Below are 19,117 nucleotides of genomic sequence, written 5' to 3' on the forward strand. Positions count from 1 at the left end.
CGCCACAAGACCACGCCCGGACAACAACAGCGACCGCGACGGCACCCACCGTCACCAGATCGAGGCATCAGCCCTGGTCACCACACCAGCCACCGCAGACCGTCCAGGGCGATCCGCCCACTGTCCACACCACGACACTTGCACCACTTGCCGCCCCCACGACCGTCACCTACCGTGAGCCGTCCAGCGCCGCGACAACCACTCCGATCCGGATGGAGGCCGCCGCCGACATGCCCAGCCGCTGGCGGATCACCACCCCCGGCATCGACCCCACCCGAGTACGCGTGGAACACCTGCACGCCGTCGTCTCCGGCTGGTTCGACACCGACACCACACACCACACGCAGGCCAAGCCCTACACGGTCAGTCCGCCCACCCGGCAGACCGACGCCCCCGGGTTCGAGGTGATCCTGCTCGACGACACCCTCACCAACCGGCTGCTGACCCGGGCCGCGCCCGGGGTCCGGCTCCGGCTCGGCGCCCAGCACACACACCTCACCCTCGGCGCCGAACAACTCGCCACCACCGCATGGACCCACCTGGCCGACAGCGACAGCGGCGCGAACGCCTGGTGCCTACGCTTCGTCACCCCCACCACGTTCCGCCGCGGCAACGCCTTCACCCCCTGGCCGGCACCCAATCCGGTCCTCGGCAGCCTGCGCGCCGCCTGGCGCCGCTTCGCCCCACCCGGCCTACCCGAGATCGTCCTCGACCTGTCTACCGACCCGGTCTGGGTGACCGACGTCGACGGCACCAACGAGATCCTTCGAATCAACAACCTCACCGTCTCCGGGTTCGTCGGCCGCATCCGCTACACCTGCGACAACCCCGACATCCGCGCCGCCGTGGACCGGCTCATCCGCCTGGCCCCCTACGCCGGAATCGGCGCCCACACCACCCGAGGACTCGGCCAGGTCCGCCCCGAACCGACCTGGCGACAACCCGGCCGCCCATGACCAGCCCGCTGTACACGACCGCGACCAGCCTGGCCGCCCTCACCCGCGCGTGGGAGGACCTGCTCGCCGACGACCACGACGACGGCACGCTCTCCACCGGCACCCGCCGGTTCGCCACCAACCCGCACGCCCGCCTCACCGACCTCGCCGACCAACTCACCACCGGCACCTACCAGCCACAACCACTGGCCCCGGTGACCATCCCGAAGGACAACGGCGACACCCGGCACCTGGCGATCCCGCCAGTCACCGACCGCATCGTGGAGAAAGCCCTCGCCGCAACCCTCTCCCCGATCATCGACCCGCTACTCGGCCCCGCCGCCTACGCCTACCGCCCCGGCCTCGGCGTCACCGACGCCGTCCAGCAGGTCGCCCGGCTCCGCGCCGAAGGCCTCGCCTGGGCCGCCCACGCCGACATCGACGACTGCTTCCCCTCAATCGACATGCCCCGCCTACGACGCCTGCTGTCCACCACGCTCACCGACGCCGACGTCCTCACCCTGATCGATCTCCTACTCCGCCGCCCCATCGGCGGCGACACCGGACCACGCCCCACCCAGGGCCTGCCGCAAGGCGCACCGCTGTCCCCCTGCTGGCCAACCTCGCCCTACGACACATCGACGACCAGGTCACCGCCGCCGGATTCCCCATGGTCCGCTACGGCGACGACTTCTGCGTCCTGGCCGCCACCCGCACCGACGCACAGGAAGGACTCCACCTCGTGGAACACGCCGCCGCCGAGATCGGCATGCGCCTGAGCACCGACAGCAGCGTGATGTCCTTCACCGACGGGTTCTGCTTCCTCGGCGAGGACTTCGGCCCCCGCTACCCACCCGTCCTCGACGACCGCATCGTCGAACCCGCCACCCGCACCGACTACGTCGCCAAACCCGGCGCCTTCGTACGCACCGAAGCCGGCCGACTCATCGTCGAAACCACCGACGACGTCGAACTGCTCAACGTACCCACCGGACACGTCGAACGACTCGTCCTGTTCGGCCCGGTCGGGCTCAGCGCCGGCGCCCGCTCCTGGGCCCTGGCCAGCGACGTCGAGGTCATCATCGCGTCCCGCCGTGGCCACTACCTCGGGCAACTCAGCTCAGGCTCCACCCGACGGGTCACCCGACTCCGCGCCCAACTCGCCTGCGCCGACGACCCGGACCGGGCCATCCCGTTCGGCCGCGCCGCCATCGACGCGAAGATCCGCAAACAGATCGTCCTCATCCAGCGGATCACCCGCCGCGACAACCACGAAGACCTCGCCGCCAGCGTCGACGCGATGCGCCGCATGCTCGCCCTACTACCCGACGCCGCCACCCGAGACGAAATCATGGGCGTAGAAGGCGCCGCCGCCCGCGCCTACTTCACCGCGCTGAGCCTCGCCGTCCCCGAACCCCTCCGATTCACCAGCCGAAGCCGACGCCCACCCCTGGACCTCGTCAACGCCGCCCTCTCCTACGGCTACACCCTGCTGACCGGCGAAGCCGTCGCCGCCCTGACCGCCGCCGGCCTCGACCCCGCCATCGGACTCCTCCACACCGACACCGACCGCCGCCCCAGCCTCGCCCTCGACCTCATCGAGGAATTCCGCCCCTCGTCGTCGACCAAGCCGTCACCACCCTCGCCCGCGCCAACCAACTCCGCCCCGAACACGCCCGCACCGAAGACGGCCGCGCCGGCATCCTGCTCACCGAAGCCGGCCGCGCCGCCCTCATCGACGCCTACGAACACCGCATGCTCCACACCACCCGAGGAGCGCTCCCCGGCTTCACCGGCAGCCTCCGCCGCCACCTCCACCGCCAAGCCCAACGCCTCGCCGCCCACATCGACCACGGCACCCCGTGAACCGGCCTATCATGGCGGTGATCCACCATGCCCACCGTCCTCATCACCCATGACATCTCCACCGACACCACCCGCGCCCGCGCCGCCGCCACCATCCAAACCTGGGGCGACCGCATCCAACGCAGCGTCTTCGTCTGTACCCTCGACGCCAACGACCTCCACGACCTCACTGAACAACTCCGCCAACTCGTCAACCCCCGCACCGACTCCATCCACATCGTCCCCCTCTGCGGAACCTGCTGGAACGGCATCACCACGATCGGCCAAGCCACCGTCCAACCCGATACCCTCTACTGGGCAGTCCCATAGAAACCGCCAAAAGCACTAGGCAACAGGCGATCCGGACCTAGGTAGCCGATCAAGTCTCCACATCGCCCCCTATGCAGCCATCCCTACCAGCACAAACGCACGAAATGCATTGACCTTCGTCGGTCCAACTGCCGCCGCACGCCAGGTGGTATGCAGCGGCGCGGCAAACAACCTGGTCACACCCCTCGCACAAGGGCCAGGGTCCTGAACCACGTCACGCCGAAGGGCGTATGGAAACGCGTCACATCACAGGGTGATGGAGGCCAACCAGTCACGTCCTGAACCACGTCACGCCGAAGGGCGTATGGAAACAGCGGACGCATCTCCGCAGGGAAGGTGATCTCGCCACCTCGTCCTGAACCACGTCATGCCAAAGGGCGTATCCATCCAGGACCACCTACGACCAGTCGGCGGTGGCCAGATGCACGTGCCCGATGATGTCCGCCAAGGCCGAGCCGGCGGTGCCCCTGCTGGCCCCCACATCCCCCCAGCCCTGGGCCGCTGCCACGCAGAGCAACGAGGGACGCCAGCGACGCCAGCCAAGATTGCCGTCGGCAACGACAGGCAGTGTTGCGGCCATGCCGGCACCGACCCCCGGTGCGTGCGGCGAGAGCAAGCCGAACCCGGACGAGATGACCTTCGAGATCACCGCGCCCCGCGCGAACTCAGCATCGAGCCCAGCAGCCCTGCCCCACCCCCGTACGGGAGGCTTTCGGGGGGTGATCGATACCGTGGCCCCACCATCGCCTGGCGCAGACGATGACGTGATGATCGACTGTCGTCCGTAGCTACGCTGACAACAGGTGCCCCAGCCGGCTAACCGCCCCGCCAACCCAAGAGGTGGCCTCACGAGCATGGCTTCACTCGCTAGTACGGCCACGGACTCGAACCCCGAACCCGCGGTTACCGAAAGTAGCGACTCCAACATTGTCGCCGCCTGTCGAGAATTGGCACTGAGCTGCCCAGACATGTCCGCGTAATGATCGCTCCCTGTCACTGCTTGTCACCCGCCGATGTGGGTTTTCGGGGGGTAACCGAGGGGTGCCGACAGCACGTTGCCATGATCCATCAGCCCCGCTCAGGGTCGGGCACCATCGGCACGTTTACAACCAGCGTCCCTCACCCGGCGCGGTAACCGGGCGCAGCCTGGCACCAACGCTAATACGTGCGCTTGGCGTCGAGTTGCGATCCTCGCCCGGCACGGTGGCCGGGCGCAGCCTCCTGGTCGTGCCCCTGCTGGGTGTCCTGATCGCGTTGCGATCCTCGCCCGGCGCGGTGGCCGGGCGCAGCGGATGTACATCGGCGCGTTCGGGTCCTCCCACAGGTGGTTGCGATCCTCGCCCGGCGCGGTGGCCGGGCGCAGCACACCTCGCCCGGCCACGGCCAGCCCATGCCGGCCGCGTTGCGACCCTCGCCCGGCGCGGTGGCCGGGCGCAGCCACACGGTCACGCTGATGACCCGGGGCCCGCTGGAGTCGTTGCGATCCTCGCCCGGCGCGGTGGCCGGGCGCAGCCGTCGAGCGCGCCGCGCAGGCTGCGGCGTTCGGCGTGGGCGTTGCGATCCTCGCCCGGCGCGGTGGCCGGGCGCAGCCCTTCGAGGCCGGAGGAGCTGCCGCCGGCGCCGCAGAAGTTGCGATCCTCGCCCGGCGCGGTGGCCGGGCGCAGCACGACGACACCGGGCTGCTCGGCGCGGAGCCGGTCGCGTTGCGATCCTCGCCCGGCACGGTGGCCGGGCGCAGCCCGCGCCGTTGCTCTTCGCCCCCTGCGCGGTCAGGGTGTTGCGATCCTCGCCCGGCACGGTGGCCGGGCGCAGCACGATGACGACGACGACGTGCCGTCGGGCTGGTTCCGCAAGTTGCGATCCTCGCCCGGCATGGTGGCCGGGCGCAGCTGCCGGCCGCCGCCGCCTGGTCGACGTCGACACCGGGGAGGTTGCGATCCTCGCCCGGCACGGTGGCCGGGCGCAGCTCACCAGCAATAAGCACCTCATCTACCGCGACGCGGTTGCGATCCTCGCCCGGCACGGTGGCCGGGCGCAGCGCGCGCTTGCCCCAGCCGCCCTCGTCGATGTCGTAGGCGTTGCGATCCTCGCCCGGCACGGTGGCCGGGCGCAGCCAGGCGCTTGACTGGCATGACCGCAGTCTGTGCGGGTTGCGATCCTCGCCCGGCACGGTGGCCGGGCGCAGCATGATCTTCCGCCGGTGGATCACGTACGAGGTGCCGGGGTTGCGATCCTCGCCCGGCGCGGTGGCCGGGCGCAGCATGAACCGGGACGTCCGGACCGCGTGCGCCCTGGAGGTGTTGCGATCCTCGCCCGGCGCGGTGGCCGGGCGCAGCGTGGTGGCGGTCCGGGCCGCAGCACACCCGAACCAAGCGGTTGCGATCCTCGCCCGGCGCGGTGGCCGGGCGCAGCCCATGTGACCTGCAAAAAGCTTCGGGCCGGACGCCTAGGTTGCGATCCTCGCCCGGCGCGGTGGCCGGGCGCAGCACTGCGTCGAATGGTCAGGCAGCGTGATGCTGCCGGTGTTGCGATCCTCGCCCGGCGCGGTGGCCGGGCGCAGCCGCCCCCGGGTCGCATCACCCGGAGGTGTGGCATGACGTGTTGCGATCCTCGCCCGGCGCGGTGGCCGGGCGCAGCTGTCCAACGCCTAATGCCTAACGCCCAGCTCCAGCCCAGTTGCGATCCTCGCCCGGCGCGGTGGCCGGGCGCAGCTCGGTGAGCGGCGCCGCAAGCGGATGACCCCGTCAGGTTGCGATCCTCGCCCGGCGCGGTGGCCGGGCGCAGCTTCCGCCGCTGGGCTGCCGCTACTGCCAGGTGCCGGTTGCGATCCTCGCCCGGCGCGGTGGCCGGGCGCAGCTTCCGCCGCTGGGCTGCCGCTACTGCCAGGTGCCGGTTGCGATCCTCGCCCGGCGCGGTGGCCGGGCGCAGCCGGACCCGGCCGTGTCCGTGGCGGCGTCGACCGCCAGGTTGCGATCCTCGCCCGGCGCGGTGGCCGGGCGCAGCTACAGGGTCGGATCGGGCGTCCCGTCGGCCAGCGCGGTTGCGATCCTCGCCCGGCGCGGTGGCCGGGCGCAGCACGAGAAAAGCCTACGGCTGTCCTCGACCACCGGGGTTGCGATCCTCGCCCGGCGCGGTGGCCGGGCGCAGCACGACTCATCGGACGTCATCACGGAGATGCCCGGCGTTGCGATCCTCGCCCGGCGCGGTGGCCGGGCGCAGCACCGACAAGCCGCTGAACATCACGATCCCGGAGGAGCTGTTGCGATCCTCGCCCGGCGCGGTGGCCGGGCGCAGCCTGGGCAGCACCGATCAGCAGCAGGGCCCCACCGGCGTTGCGATCCTCGCCCGGCGCGGTGGCCGGGCGCAGCCTGTTTACCGACATGTTGTGGGCGGATGCGCTGCATCGGTTGCGATCCTCGCCCGGCGCGGTGGCCGGGCGCAGCCCTTCACCGGCGGGCATGTGCCGGCATCCGTGCACGTTGCGATCCTCGCCCGGCGCGGTGGCCGGGCGCAGCCCGGGGCATGTCCCTACGCGAACTCGCCCACCACGTGTTGCGATCCTCGCCCGGCGCGGTGGCCGGGCGCAGCCTCGTCGCTCGCCGCGCCCCAGCCCTGCCGGGCGAGGTTGCGATCCTCGCCCGGCGCGGTGGCCGGGCGCAGCTACCGGCCGCCGCCGCCGTTCGTGAGCTGGGCGAGGTTGCGATCCTCGCCCGGCGCGGTGGCCGGGCGCAGCCGCCACCACGGCGGTCCGGGCCCGCACACCCGAATCAAGCGGTTGCGATCCTCGCCCGGCGCGGTGGCCGGGCGCAGCGGCCGGAGGCCGCCAGCAGGCCGGGCACGGCACCACCCCGTTGCGATCCTCGCCCGGCGCGGTGGCCGGGCGCAGCTGGTCGACGTGCCGGCCCCCGCTCCGGCCATTCTCGTTGCGATCCTCGCCCGGCGCGGTGGCCGGGCGCAGCGTTGGAGGTGCCGGCCGACGCCGGCCGAGATCGTGTTGCGATCCTCGCCCGGCGCGGTGGCCGGGCGCAGCACCGCATACACCGCGTCGACCTGACCACCGGACCGGGTGTTGCGATCCTCGCCCGGCGCGGTGGCCGGGCGCAGCGCCGACCTCTACAGCGTCAGCCCTGGCACGATCGCGTTGCGATCCTCGCCCGGCGCGGTGGCCGGGCGCAGCTCGATCCGTCACCGGATGATCCACCGTCTCCGCCGGTTGCGATCCTCGCCCGGCGCGGTGGCCGGGCGCAGCTCGGTGGGTGCGGTCAGATCGCCGGGCATACGAGCGTTGCGATCCTCGCCCGGCGCGGTGGCCGGGCGCAGCAGCCCTCATTGGTGTTGGCCACGATGATCGTGCGAATGTTGCGATCCTCGCCCGGCGCGGTGGCCGGGCGCAGCGCCGACCTCTACAGCGTCAGCCCTGGCACGATCGCGTTGCGATCCTCGCCCGGCGCGGTGGCCGGGCGCAGCTTGATCAACCTGGTCGGGGCGTGGATGCTGACCCGCTTCGTTGCGATCCTCGCCCGGCGCGGTGGCCGGGCGCAGCGGTGTCATCGGGCGAGTTCGTCGCGCCGGCCACACCCGTTGCGATCCTCGCCCGGCGCGGTGGCCGGGCGCAGCCCACAACTGGGCGGGGATGCCGCACGCCTCGTCGAGTTGCGATCCTCGCCCGGCGCGGTGGCCGGGCGCAGCCGGACCCTGGGCGACCGGTACCGACCGGCGCACAAGTTGCGATCCTCGCCCGGCGCGGTGGCCGGGCGCAGCCCCGCACGGCAACGCCTAGAGATCGACCGGTGCCGGGAGTTGCGATCCTCGCCCGGCGCGGTGGCCGGGCGCAGCAGGCCGCCCGGCGTCGGCCGGTAGTCCGCCACCCCATTGCGATCCTCGCCCGGCGCGGTGGCCGGGCGCAGCTCGACCATCTGCGCGATGTCCCCACCACGCGAGACGATGTTGCGATCCTCGCCCGGCGCGGTGGCCGGGCGCAGCGCTCCCAGCCCGGCCGGTGCAACCGGTGCGACGCCGTGTTGCGATCCTCGCCCGGCGCGGTGGCCGGGCGCAGCCCTCTACAGCCAGGTCACCGTCCGCTGGAAGGACTCGTTGCGATCCTCGCCCGGCGCGGTGGCCGGGCGCAGCACCATGCCCCGGTGCACGCCGGGCGTCGACCAGGCGGCGTTGCGATCCTCGCCCGGCGCGGTGGCCGGGCGCAGCCCTGGCAGATCAGGCGGCCGAGAAGGCGGCACGCGAGTTGCGATCCTCGCCCGGCGCGGTGGCCGGGCGCAGCCGCGATTCCATCGGTCAACCGGGCGTTGCCGGTGGAGTTGCGATCCTCGCCCGGCGCGGTGGCCGGGCGCAGCCCTGGCAGATCAGGCGGCCGAGAAGGCGGCACGCGAGTTGCGATCCTCGCCCGGCGCGGTGGCCGGGCGCAGCCGCGATTCCATCGGTCAACCGGGCGTTGCCGGTGGAGTTGCGATCCTCGCCCGGCGCGGTGGCCGGGCGCAGCCACGGGGTGCCGTTCCGTGCGTACCCGCCCCTGCCGTTGCGATCCTCGCCCGGCGCGGTGGCCGGGCGCAGCTCCGAGGTGGCCGGGCTCCGGGGCATGTCCCGGCCGTTGCGATCCTCGCCCGGCGCGGTGGCCGGGCGCAGCTTCTGGCCGGCGTTGGTGAGCCGGATGCCCCGGACATGGTTGCGATCCTCGCCCGGCGCGGTGGCCGGGCGCAGCGCGATGTCGGCCGCGTTTTCGGCGTCGCACTCGTAGCGTTGCGATCCTCGCCCGGCGCGGTGGCCGGGCGCAGCCGGCCTGGACCTGCTGCCCGATCAGGATCTGATCGTGGTTGCGATCCTCGCCCGGCGCGGTGGCCGGGCGCAGCGCTCCCAGCCCGGCCGGTGCAACCGGTGCGACGCCGTGTTGCGATCCTCGCCCGGCGCGGTGGCCGGGCGCAGCTACCCCGCCTGCTGTGCCTCCACTTCCAGGTACGACCAGTTGCGATCCTCGCCCGGCGCGGTGGCCGGGCGCAGCTGGTCCGGGGCACCCTGGCGGCCGAGCGGGGAGCGGAGTTGCGATCCTCGCCCGGCGCGGTGGCCGGGCGCAGCGCGCACTGGCTCTGTGTGTTCACCCTGGCAACCCTGGCGTTGCGATCCTCGCCCGGCGCGGTGGCCGGGCGCAGCCTCAACGCAGAACAGGTAATTGCCGCCCCAACGTGGGGTTGCGATCCTCGCCCGGCGCGGTGGCCGGGCGCAGCGCCGGGAGCGGTAGTTGCCGCATGAGCAGGTGGCCCGGTTGCGATCCTCGCCCGGCGCGGTGGCCGGGCGCAGCCTGTCTTACTGGCAGTTCGTGATGAGGGTCCGCGCGGTTGCGATCCTCGCCCGGCGCGGTGGCCGGGCGCAGCCTCGCCGGGGTGCCTCGCCGGTCGTTCCGAGACTGGTTGCGATCCTCGCCCGGCGCGGTGGCCGGGCGCAGCCCGGAGCCTGGCCGGTCAGTTGATCCGGATCAAGGACCGGTTGCGATCCTCGCCCGGCGCGGTGGCCGGGCGCAGCCGCCTCCGGCACCTACCGGCAACAACTCGACGAGGTGTTGCGATCCTCGCCCGGCGCGGTGGCCGGGCGCAGCGGTTCGCGAGCAGCATATATAGCCATCTGACGATTCCTCGCCAGCTTGCTCGCAGTCCGTTTTGTTCATCTAGTCCATATTCTTTGCCTCGGAACCTCCCGGGTTTCTGGCGTCCACCGGGGGTTCCTAGATCACTAGGGCTCCGCGCGGGTCGATGGGTCGTGGTTTGCCGAGGTGTTCGACGTCGTCGAGGGCGTGGGCTGGTAGGTGGTAGATGCGGATGCTGTCTTGGGTGGGGTCGATGGCGTCTTGGAGGGCGGCGACGAAGCGGACTTTGTCGGTGTCGCGGCAGACCACTTCGAAGACCGACTTTTGTACGCGGTGCCCGTACGCTTCGCAGATCTTGGCGACTTTGCGGAGTCGGCGTTGTCCTTGTGGGGTGACCGTTTCGACGTCGTAGGTGACGAGTAGGTCCACGTTCAGTTCACCGTCCACGGTTGGTAGGCGGCCGTGTCTCCGCGGAGGTGGCGGGCGAGTAGTCGGGCTTGCACGAGTGGGAGCAGCGCGGCGGGTACTTGGCGGCCGAGTTGGGCGTGCGGCCAGTCGCGTTGTCGGCTCTGTTGCCAGGCGGCCAGCACAGTTTTGCGTCCGTTGTCGGTGAGTCGGTAGGCCTTGTTTGGTAGTTCTTCGAAGTCGGTGGGGGTCAGTTCGCGTCGGTTGAGCATGGTGAGGGCGAGGCGGTCTGCCAGGAGGGGGCGGAACTCTTCCATCAGGTCGAGGGCGAGGGCGGGTTTGCCGGGTCGGACGGCGTGGAGGAAGCCGATGTAGGGGTCGAGTCCGACCTGTTCGAGTGCACCCTGCACGGCGACGCGCAGCATGCCGTAGAGGAAGGAGAGCAGGCAGTTCAGAGGGTCGGTGGGTGGTCGTTTGTTGCGGCCGGATGCTTTCCAGTCGGTGTTGTCTCCGAGGAGGTAGGGCATGGCGGCGAAGTAGTCGCGTGCGGCGATACCTTCGACGCCGAGGATTTCGTTGGTACTGGTGGCGGTGGTGAGGAGTTCGAGTCGTCGGGCGAGGAGCTCGGCGGTGGCGCGTAGGGCGGTCTGTCGGTGGCCGCTGGTGTCCCGAGCGGTGCGGAGCAGCACTTGTCGCGCGTTGTGGATTTTGCCGGCGACGATGGCGACCGCGATGGGGAGTTGGCGTTCCGGTGAGTCGGCGGCGCGGTGTTGGGCTTGGCGCAGCAGCGGGTTGCCGTGGGTGGGGCCGACCAGGCCGGCGCGGAATCGTCCGCTGCCGGTGAGCCAGCTGACGGAGCGGCCGTCGTCGGCGCAGCGCAGGAGCAGGTCGTCGGTGGGGGTGACACCGCTGAACAGGACCAGGTGGTCGAGTCGGACGAGGGGTAGCAGGTGGCGTCCGGGTTGGTCGGGGTGGTAGATCCGCACGGTGTCGCCGTCGAGGCGCAGGCTGGTGCCGGGGGTTTGGACGTAGAGGGTGTTGAGTAGTTCAGTCACGCCACTGTCCCAATGGTCGTGGGGTCAACAGGTCGGGTGGGGTCTGCCGTTGGCCGTCGGTCAGTTCGGGGAGGCAGTCCTCGCGTAGGGAGCATCGCCGGCAGCGGGGGTCGTTGCGTGCTGCGGGCAGCGTCGGGGTGTGTAGGAGTCGGCGTACGGCTGTGGTGGCGGCGATGACCCGGTCGAGCAGGTCGTGGTCGATGGGGACGGGGTGTCGGCGGCGTTCGGCGACGGAGTAGATGTATCCGGTGGGTACGTCGAAGCCGGCTTCGATGAGGCAGAGGGCCTGCCCGCCGAGTTGCAGTTCGGCGGGGCCGCCGGGTTGGTAGCGTCCGACCTTGTATTCGACGGGTGTGGCGGTGTTCTTCTCGAACTCGACGACGTCGCAGATGCCGCGTAGGCCGTGGGTGTGGCTCCATACCGGGAGTGACCGGATGGTGGTGAGGCCTCGGCGGCGTTGGATGCCGGGTAGGTCGACGGTGGTGTGGCTGAGGTCGCCGCGTACCGTTTCGACGTTTTCGGTCCAGACGCCTTCGACGTGGATGAGGGCGGTCTGCCGGTGGCAGTAGGCGTAGTGCTCCAACGCGGACAGCGGCACCTCCCGCAGGTCGGTGCCGCTGTCCGCAGGGTGGTCGTGGGTCACGGCCAGAGGTCGACCAGTTTGGTCAGCTCGATGCCGCCGGGCAGCCCCGACTCGTCGATGCTGCGGGTGTAGTCGGTGTGGGCGCGGGCAGCCTTGTCGTCGTTGGTGCGCTTGACGGTGATCCGCTGGGTGAGGGCGGCCGAGGGTGCGGCTCCGAAGGCATCGGGGTGGCTGAACACGTACAGCCCGCAGAGCTTCATCTCGCCGCGGCTGGCGGCCCGGTCGTGGTCGAACATGACGGTGACGGCCTGCCACAGGGCGGCGAGGTCGTCGCTGGTGACGCCGGTCTTGGCGGCGCGGGGTGCGGAGTAGAACAGGTGGGCGCGGTAGAGGCCGTACGGGACGGTCCACTTGGAGCCGATCTCGGTGCGCTCACCCTTGTCGATGTCGTCCTGGCGGGTCTGGGTGACCCGGGTGATGGTGTGGTCGGTGGGCAGGATCGCATCGATGCTGCGGGCGAAGGTGAGCTGCAGCGGGCCACGGACCTGCCCGGCGCCGCCGCTCTTGCCGGTGCTGAGCACCGCGCCGAACATGCGGATGTCGAAGTAGTGCTGGCAGAGCCACTGCTGTGCCGCCGCGCTCTCCGCCGGGGTCGGCTTGTTGCTGATCTTGGGCGGGTTGGCGGCGAAGGCGCCGTCGATGCGGGTGTTCAGGGCGTGGCCGGCTTCGACGAAGATGCCGTAGCGCGGGTCGTCGCCGCGCAGCAGCGACACGGTGTCGCGGATCTTGCGTTTGATGGCCACGTCGGTGACCAGGCCCTGGCCGCTCTCGTCGTCGGTGCGGGGCTGGTTGCCGGCGTCCGGGTCGCCGTTGGGGTTGCCGTCGCTGACGTCGAACAGCAGGACGGCGTCGTGGCGGCGGGTCGGGTCGAGGTGCGCGGCGCTCATGCGTCGTCTCCTTCGTCGTCGGCGGTCGGTGCCACGTCGTCGGGCTCCGGGGGCAGGTCGGTCTTCTTCTTGTTCGCGGCGGCGGCGAGTCGTTCGGCCCGCATCTCGGCCCGCTGCTGGTGGTAGCCGAGGATGAACTGGGCCTTGTCCGTCAGCACCGCAGCGCTGGGGATCACGTCGAGTTGGACGAACAGGTCGTCGAGTCGCCGCTCGTAGGCGTCCGACCAGCCGGGCCGGCGCAGCGGGCCACGGAGTCGTTTGAGCCAGGCCTGCACGTTGCGACGGCCAGAGACGATGACGACCTGCGGGTTATCGATGGCCCGGCCGAAATAGCGCTCGGCGAAGGTGGTGTTCAACCTCTGGTCGGCGACCCGGAACACGGTGCGTTGCAGGTCGTCCATGACGGCGAAGATGCGGCCGGACACGTAGGCCGGCTGCTGGTGGGCGACGTTCAAGGTCGGCGTCAGCCTCTCTCGTTCATGCTCGGGCAGGGTCGGGTGACGGCGCAGGGCGAGCCGGATCAACGCCGCGCGGCCAGGGTCGAGTCGGCCATCGATCCGGATGCGATTGATAACGTGGTTGAGCAGCTTCGGCGGCAGCGGCCGCTTGAGCAGCGCGGCACTGAGCAGCCGGTGGAACAGATCAGGTGGGCGGCGTTCTCCAGATGCACCGAACCTGGTCCAGGCGCCGGGTGTTCCGTTGCGGCCAGCCTCGAACCGCCCCGCCACCCGGGCGAGTTGGGACACCCTGATGGTGGCCACCTCACCGGTCCAGCCGTCCACGACCTGGTGGTCGTCGAACCAGGCCCGGATGTTGTCCTTGACCCGGGAGATCGGCTGCTCGACCCAGTCCCGCACGACGACGCGGGCGACGTTGCCACCCACAATCACCGAGCAGTACCGCGACACCTCGTCCAGGGAGGCTTCCACGCCGCCCGCCGGCCCTGCGACCAGGTGCTGGATGTGGCTGGGGTCCAACTGCTCGACGGTCGCCCACGGGTCGAAGGTCGACCCGCCCAGCACCCACCAGGCGAGCCGGGCGTTCTGCCCGGACAGGCTGGTGCTGTGCCGGGGATCGGACAGCAGCGCCGTCAGCGCGGTCATGAACTTCAGTCCGCAATCGGCGCAGATCGGGGTGTGAGTCAGGAACTTCTGCAACTCGTAGCCATGGGTGGCCTCATTCATGCTGACCAGCGACGCGCTCTGGGTGGCCCCGGGCACCCACCGCCGAGGAATCTGCTGCGGCATCGTGTGGAGCAGCGGCTGCACCCGCCCGCAGACCAGACACAACCCGGTGCGTCCGGACCCCTTCCGGTCGCCGGCTACCCCGGCCCAGAAACGCTGCGCCGCAACAGCGTCCGCCACGTAGACCCCGTCGACCCAGAAGCCGACCAGATCTCCCCTGCTCCAGTCAGCCGGCGGTAGAACCTTGTCGGCGTACCCCTCGCGGTAGAAGGCGGCGATAGCCGGACCATGACTGTCCGGCTCGGCTACCGCCCAGTCGGCGATCAGGGCGCGGAAGGCGCTGTGCTGCTTGGCGACCCGTTCCGGTTTGGCTCCCTCCGACAGCCAGCCGAAGAGGTACTCCCCCGTGTCGACCGCGAGCGCGGGCGAGATCCCGACGGTCCGGGTCACCGCCGGCACCAGCCGGGACGCACCGAACCGGGAGTTCGGGTCGTCCTTGTTCGCCGTGTCGACCAGGCCGCCCCGGGGTACGCCGTTGGCGTCGATCTCCAGGCTCCACCGCACCGGCTTGCGGGAATAGAACGGCGGAATGACGTCCTCGCTGGTGTCGGCGAACTCCACCAGCCGCTGCAACAGCACTACGCCACCCGGCCTTCCACCGGAAGCGCCAACTCGATCCCCCGCTCCGGCACCGCCAGCACCCCGGCCTCCACCCGAGCGGCGAACCACTCCATCCGCGGCTGGGCGGACTGACCGTCGCGGTGGATGGAATGCAGCATGATGCCGATCTCCTCGTTCACGTCCGCCCGGGGCGTGTCATCCGGCCAGCCGAACTCCGCGCTGAACTCGCGAGTACCGAGGTAGGGCTGCTGGAAACAGGCACCCTTACGAACCCGTCGACGCAACTGATCCCGGTACGCCGCAACCGACTTGTCGGCATGCGCCGCCAGTTCGATGTGGGCATGGATGCGGTAGGCGACGTCGCGCAGGCACACCGCATTACGTTGATCACGATGCGCTGCGGTGTCGACCCGACGGGTGCCCTTGAGCGCCTCCGACAACGGCGCGACATCCGAGGTTTCGTTCCGCCGGATCGTGAACTGCCGCACCGGCTTGAGCACCTCGATCGCCACCACCTGGTACCGCATCTCCGGCTTCCAGAAGATCGATTCGAGCACCCCCACCGCAGCAGACGGCGTCATCACCGGGTAGCTGACCCGTTCCACCTTCAACTCCGGCCGCGAGAACAACGCCGCCTCACCACTGACCTGCACCACCACCGGAAGATCACCCTCCGGGCTACGGCGCAGAGTCACCCCGTTGACCACATCCGTCGTCACCACACAGCCCCTCCCACGACAGCTCGTCGAACACGTGAACGAAGAAAGACCACACCACAGAACCGGAGGCTCTCTCGCACAGCGAGTGCGACGATCCACGACCAGTACGACAGGAACGGCCACACCACGCCGTCAAAGCTCTACTTAGGAGTGACAAGAATCCGACTGACGAGTGCTTCAGAAGACGAACTGCTCCAGGTTCGGGTCGAGGTTGATCCCCGTGGCGGGGTCGTACTCGCCGATCCACTCGACCAACGCACCTCGCCGTACCTCGGTGCCGAGAATCGGTCGCAGTAGCGCCATCACACCGGTCTGACGTAGGGCGCTGGGGTGGAGGTTCGTCGTGTACGGCTGCAAGCGGCGCAACTTGGTCAAGTCTCGGATCGGAGCATGGCGTAGGTCCACGATCAGCTGTTCCAGCTCTTCGCGCAGCTCGGGCGTCTCGGCACCCTGGGGCGTGACCACGTTGACGGCGTCGTCGTCGATCATCCTGAACGCCAGCTTCCGATCCCGCTGTTTGGTTTCCGCGTTCATCGGACCGTCTGCTACAGACTCGAACTCCCAGCGTTGTCGGGCTTGCTGGATGCGTTGCCCGACGTGCTGGCGGTCCGCAAGATTGAGCATGTCGTACACGTTGCGGTAGTAGCGTCCGAGTGCCTCGACATCGTCCGGGTCTGCCTTGACCGGGCCGAACTGACGCCCAGTGCAGCCGACCAGCGTCTTGTACGAGGGTGGTTGTCCGCCGTCCTGCGGTGCGAAGACGACCACCCGACCACCGTCAGCCATCCGGCCCTCACGGTTGGCCCGGCCGGCCGCCTGCAACAGCGAGTCCGCCGGCGCCATCGCGCGGAACACCACCGGAAAGTCGACGTCGACCCCGGCTTCGATCAGCTGTGTGGCCACCAGCAGGACGCGCTCACCCCGGTCGAGTCGCGTGCGCACCTGCGCCAGCACCCGTCGCCGATGATCCGGGCACATCCGGGTCGACAGGTGCCAGGCCGTCCCCTCCTGGGCCGTGTCGTTCCACCGCTCGAACACCGCCTTCGCGTCCGCCGTCGTGTTCACCACCACCAACGCCGACCGTTCTGCCGCCGACTGGTCGGCGATATCCGCCAGCGTCGGCTGCGGGTCGAGCTGCCACTCGTACCGCACCCTCCGCAGCTCACTGACCAGACGCGGAGTGTCGTGGATCAGATCCGTGCACGGCACGTCCTTGAACTCATCCAGCGCCCAGAAACTCGGCTGCGTCGCCGAGGACAACAACACCGTCGCGCCGAAGTGCCGCACGAGAAGGCGAAGACCATCGAGAATCGGTGCGAGCATCGCATGCGGCAACGCCTGCACCTCGTCCAACACGATCACCGAGTTCGCCATACGGTGCACCCGACGCATCGCCGACGGCTTACGCGCGTACAACGACTCGAACAACCGGACGAAGGTCGTGACAACAAACGGCGCATCCCAGTTCTCCGCAGCCAGCCGCGCCCACCGGCCAGCATCCGGATCGTCGAAGTCAGCCTGACTGTGATGCTCCAGGACGACCGGCTCGCTACCCTCCTCGTCCAACAGCCGTCGATAGACGGCGGCATTCTGCTCAGTGATGGTGAGGAACGGCACCGCCACGATCACCCGGCGCAACCCGTGCTTCTCCGCATGCCGCAGCGCGAACGCCCCACTCGCCAGAGTCTTGCCGGCGCCGGTCGGCGCACCAAGACGGAAAACCCCCTGCTCGCCCTCAGCCGCCGTCAGACAATCCGCATAGGTCCGCTCCCGTAGCGCCGCGATCGGCGAACCGCCACGACCGGCAATCTCCGCCCGACGCCGACTCTCGAAAATCCGGTAGAGACGACCGAAATCGACATCCGCACCAACCCGAGGACCGGCCAACCCGTGAAAATGCGCGGCCGTGTCCAAACTGTCGGCATCCACCAACGCGCTGTAACACAGGCGCAACGCCATCTCACCCACCAGCGGATCACCACGCCAATCCACCGGCACCAGAGAACCCAACTCCTGGGGCAGATCGGGCAGCAACACGGGCAACTCGCGCTCAGCGGACGCTACCTCTGCCGACCAGTCAGTCAACCTCTTCCGCAACGCCTCACGCAGCCCAGGAGTATCGACGAGACCACCATGATGGCCGAAAATCGCACCAGCGAACGGCCCAAGCCCGCGCTCCTGCGCGACCCTGGCCCCCAGTGACTTGTGGTCAATACCAACCGCCCCGCCAGTGGACCCGACCACAGCGAGCTTGTCCTGCCAAGCACAGGACGCCTTGCCCACATCATGCAGCGCACCGAGCCAGTACGCCACCTCACCCCCACCGAAAGGAGCAGCAAACTGTCGCGCCAGCACCGCAGTGCTACGAAGATGATCCACAAGCGGATGCCACCGAGCAGAACCGGCAGCAGGACTATGCGCCCGCAGGGAACTCACACCAGACATATACAACCTCCAAGAACAATCACTACCGATCCCTCAAGCCATGTGGTAACCGACCACAAAGCACCGACACCGTCGGCGACGACGGCTCCCTCCTCGCCCAAATGGTCGCCACAGCAATAGCCTGTCAACCTAGCCATCGATATCGAGGCCCACACCCAGTCCATAGGCCAACGCATACCCAGCAACACCGATGGGCGCGAAAGCCGCGATCCTCGCCCGGTTCGTAGACCAGGCGCGGGGCTGCGATCCTCGCCCGGCGCGATGGCCGGGCGCAGCAGCTCGTCGACCCGCCGTCCGTCGACGACGCCAAGGTGGTTGCGATCCTCGCCCGGCTTGGTGGCCGGGCGCAGCAAGATGTCCGCCTTGGTGGCGGTGCGGGTGTCGTCCGCTGTTGCGATCCTCGCCCGGCGCGGTGGCCGGGCGCAGCCGTACTTCTCGGAGGTGTCGCCGTCGCGCTCCTCGGTGTTGCGATCCTCGCCCGGCGCGGTGGCCGGGCGCAGCCACGCCTGGCCGACGACCAGACCTGACCCCTGTACGACGTTGCGATCCTCGCCCGGCGCGGTGGCCGGGCGCAGCAAGTAGTTGCCGACGGCCTGCTGAACGTGCCCGATGTTGCGATCCTCGCCCGGCGCGGTGGCCGGGCGCAGCACCTTCCTGGACTGCACCGCCTGGCGGCAACTGGCGGAGTTGCGATCCTCGCCCGGCGCGGTGGCCGGGCGCAGCCCGGCTGGGCAAGGCCAAGGTCAGCGCGAGCGTGGGGTTGCGATCCTCGCCCGGCGCGGTGGCCGGGCGCAGCCACCCACCCGAGCGAGTCTCGGCCGTCTCGCTGACGGTTGCGAGCCTCGCCCGGCGCGGTGGCCGGGCGCAGCCGCCGTCGCGCCGCGCAGCTTTTCGGCCTGCTCCCGCAGGTTGCGATCCTCGCCCGGCGCGGTGGCCGGGCGCAGCCTGTTCTTCGGGCCGGTCGGGTTCGACCAGGGCCGGTTGCGATCCTCGCCCGGCGCGGTGGCCGGGCGCAGCCTCACGGATGATGACCGGCCGCATCGGGTACCCGCTGTTGCGATCCTCGCCCGGCGCGGTGGCCGGGCGCAGCCACCGCTTCCGCGGCCGCCCCGGCCCCTGCTTCGGGACGTTGCGATCCTCGCCCGGCGCGGTGGCCGGGCGCAGCACAAGCTGACGGCGGTCTACGACACCAGCACCCCGGAGTTGCGATCCTCGCCCGGCGCGGTGGCCGGGCGCAGCAAGAGCGGGAAACAAGGTAGCCGTCATCCGGCAGCGGTTGCGATCCTCGCCCGGCGCGGTGGCCGGGCGCAGCTTGCGGCACCACTCGACCCGGTCGTCGAGGGTGGCGATGTTGCGATCCTCGCCCGGCGCGGTGGCCGGGCGCAGCACACCGGCGCACACGACTACCCCCCCCCCCCCCCCCCCACGACGGTTGCGATCCTCGCCCGGCGCGGTG

Annotated in this window: 10 protein-coding genes and 2 CRISPR repeat arrays (1 of these 12 running past the window's edge); of the genes, 3 read left to right on the forward strand and 7 right to left on the reverse strand. The window is 70.3% G+C overall.

Annotation, left to right across the window (positions count from 1 at the left end):
* Positions 1 to 212 precede the first annotated feature (212 nt).
* Genes cas6 through cas1 form a run of 3 tightly spaced genes read left to right on the forward strand, consistent with a single transcriptional unit; the run spans position 213 to position 3,129 of the window.
* Complete coding sequence (cas6, locus tag ACN267_RS12780) at positions 213 to 956, forward strand: CRISPR system precrRNA processing endoribonuclease RAMP protein Cas6 (RefSeq protein ID WP_421488751.1); 744 nt, start codon at positions 213 to 215, stop codon at positions 954 to 956.
* Positions 953 to 1,714 (forward strand): reverse transcriptase domain-containing protein, encoded by a 762-nt coding sequence (locus tag ACN267_RS12785; RefSeq protein ID WP_421488752.1) that lies wholly within the window; start codon positions 953 to 955, stop codon positions 1,712 to 1,714. The genes cas6 and ACN267_RS12785 overlap by 4 nt, the downstream gene beginning before the upstream one ends.
* On the forward strand, positions 1,606 to 3,129 hold the full coding sequence (gene cas1 / locus ACN267_RS12790) for a CRISPR-associated endonuclease Cas1 (protein WP_421488753.1): 1,524 nt from the start codon (positions 1,606 to 1,608) through the stop codon (positions 3,127 to 3,129). Before ACN267_RS12785 ends, cas1 begins: the two co-directional genes overlap by 109 nt.
* A gap of 1,162 nt (positions 3,130 to 4,291) precedes the next feature.
* Positions 4,292 to 9,714: a CRISPR direct-repeat array (repeat unit 37 nt; unit sequence GTTGCGATCCTCGCCCGGCGCGGTGGCCGGGCGCAGC).
* A gap of 126 nt (positions 9,715 to 9,840) precedes the next feature.
* Here the strand turns inward: cas1 and cas2 are convergent.
* From cas2 to cas3, 7 genes are all read right to left on the reverse strand, one after another.
* Positions 9,841 to 10,149 (reverse strand): CRISPR-associated endonuclease Cas2, encoded by a 309-nt coding sequence (gene cas2, locus ACN267_RS12795; protein ID WP_067314634.1) that lies wholly within the window; start codon positions 10,147 to 10,149, stop codon positions 9,841 to 9,843.
* The gene (gene cas1c, locus ACN267_RS12800) at positions 10,134 to 11,162 is read right to left on the reverse strand and encodes a type I-C CRISPR-associated endonuclease Cas1c (protein WP_421488754.1); all 1,029 of its coding nucleotides are present in this window, start codon (positions 11,160 to 11,162) and stop codon (positions 10,134 to 10,136) included. Before cas1c ends, cas2 begins: the two co-directional genes overlap by 16 nt.
* Positions 11,155 to 11,805: a CRISPR-associated protein Cas4 gene (gene cas4 / locus ACN267_RS12805; protein ID WP_421488755.1), complete on the reverse strand. Its 651-nt coding sequence runs from the start codon at positions 11,803 to 11,805 to the stop codon at positions 11,155 to 11,157. The genes cas1c and cas4 overlap by 8 nt, the downstream gene beginning before the upstream one ends.
* Entirely contained in the window at positions 11,802 to 12,692 is an 891-nt protein-coding gene (cas7c, locus tag ACN267_RS12810) for a type I-C CRISPR-associated protein Cas7/Csd2 (protein WP_421488756.1), read from the reverse strand. The genes cas4 and cas7c overlap by 4 nt, the downstream gene beginning before the upstream one ends.
* The gene (cas8c, locus tag ACN267_RS12815) at positions 12,689 to 14,515 is read right to left on the reverse strand and encodes a type I-C CRISPR-associated protein Cas8c/Csd1 (protein ID WP_421488757.1); all 1,827 of its coding nucleotides are present in this window, start codon (positions 14,513 to 14,515) and stop codon (positions 12,689 to 12,691) included. Before cas8c ends, cas7c begins: the two co-directional genes overlap by 4 nt.
* A complete protein-coding gene (gene cas5c / locus ACN267_RS12820; RefSeq protein ID WP_421490415.1) occupies positions 14,515 to 15,204 on the reverse strand; it encodes a type I-C CRISPR-associated protein Cas5c in 690 nt (229 codons plus the stop codon). The genes cas8c and cas5c overlap by 1 nt, the downstream gene beginning before the upstream one ends.
* Before the next feature lie 189 nt (positions 15,205 to 15,393).
* On the reverse strand, positions 15,394 to 17,661 hold the full coding sequence (cas3, locus tag ACN267_RS12825) for a CRISPR-associated helicase Cas3' (RefSeq protein WP_421488758.1): 2,268 nt from the start codon (positions 17,659 to 17,661) through the stop codon (positions 15,394 to 15,396).
* A gap of 239 nt (positions 17,662 to 17,900) precedes the next feature.
* A CRISPR array of direct repeats spans positions 17,901 to 19,117; the repeat unit is 37 nt; unit sequence GTTGCGATCCTCGCCCGGCGCGGTGGCCGGGCGCAGC (it continues 2,808 nt past the right edge of the window).

The sequence above is a fragment of the Micromonospora sp. WMMD734 genome (assembly GCF_049178975.1).
Lineage (GTDB): Bacteria > Actinomycetota > Actinomycetes > Mycobacteriales > Micromonosporaceae > Micromonospora > Micromonospora wenchangensis.